The organism is Acinetobacter sp. HA (assembly GCF_000264725.1).
GTDB lineage: Bacteria > Pseudomonadota > Gammaproteobacteria > Pseudomonadales > Moraxellaceae > Acinetobacter > Acinetobacter schindleri.
In genome coordinates, this window is record NZ_AJXD01000084.1 from 1 (window position 1) to 1060 (window position 1060).

The following is a 1060-nucleotide window of genomic DNA, read 5'->3' on the forward strand; positions in this document are numbered from 1 at the left end:
ATCTGTAGGATTACGCCAATACCAGCGTAAGCGTTTTTCCATTTCTGGAGCATAACGCTGAACCCAACGATAAATTGTGGTGTGGTCAACATTCACACCCCGTTCAGCGAGCATTTCTTGAAGTTCACGATAGCTGATGCCATATTTACAATACCAACGAACAGCCCAAAGAATGATTTCACCTTGAAAGTGCCGACCATGGAAGGGATTCATCTGCTGTATCTCGAAATAAATAAGATATTTAGCTTATCATGTCAGCCTATTTGCAACAGTGCCGAGGAATTTAAGGGGAAAACTTACTTTTTTTGCAGTGATAAATGTCAATCAAAGTTTCATAGCAGCCCGGTGCAATATATCGCTAAACCCGCAACGACGACTGCCGATGCACATACACAGCATCATCAGACTACTCAATCCGTTAATGAGACAAGCACAACAGGCACGATCATCTATACGTGCCCAATGCATCCAGAAATTAAACAAGATCATCCTGGAAACTGTCCTAAATGCGGAATGATACTGGAGCCACTCATTCCTGAATTAGAGGAAGATGAGAATCCGGAGTTACGTGATTTCCGCCGACGCTTCTGGTGGACACTGCCATTGACCATCATCGTGACTTTTTTGGCGATGTTTGGTCATCAAATGAACCTGTTCAATATGGTGGTTCAGAGCTGGATTGAACTGGTGTTGTCACTCCCAATTGTACTTTGGGCAGGTTGGCCATTTTTTTCCCGGGGTTGGCAATCGGTTGTGAATCGCAGCCCGAACATGTGGACGCTGAGGCACTGTTGCAAATAGGCTGACATGATAAGCTAAATATCTTATTTATTTCGAGATACAGCAGATGAATCCCTTCCATGGTCGGCACTTTCAAGGTGAAATCATTCTTTGGGCTGTTCGTTGGTATTGTAAATATGGCATCAGCTATCGTGAACTTCAAGAAATGCTCGCTGAACGGGGTGTGAATGTTGACCACACCACAATTTATCGTTGGGTTCAGCGTTATGCTCCAGAAATGGAAAAACGCTTACGCTGGTATTGGCGTAATCCTACAGAT

Annotated in this window: 3 pseudogenes; 2 read left to right on the plus strand and 1 reads right to left on the minus strand. The window is 44.0% G+C overall.

Going from position 1 to position 1060, the window contains the following annotated elements:
* Positions 1-213 (minus strand): annotated as a pseudogene (locus HADU_RS11710) (IS6 family transposase); the annotation flags it as partial.
* Here HADU_RS11710 and HADU_RS11715 point away from each other — a divergent pair.
* Positions 199-783, plus strand: a pseudogene (locus tag HADU_RS11715) (heavy metal-binding domain-containing protein); the annotation flags it as partial. The pseudogenes HADU_RS11710 and HADU_RS11715 sit on opposite strands and share 15 nt — an antisense overlap.
* A 64-nt stretch (positions 784-847) precedes the next feature.
* Positions 848-1060: pseudogene (locus HADU_RS11720) on the plus strand (IS6 family transposase); the annotation flags it as partial.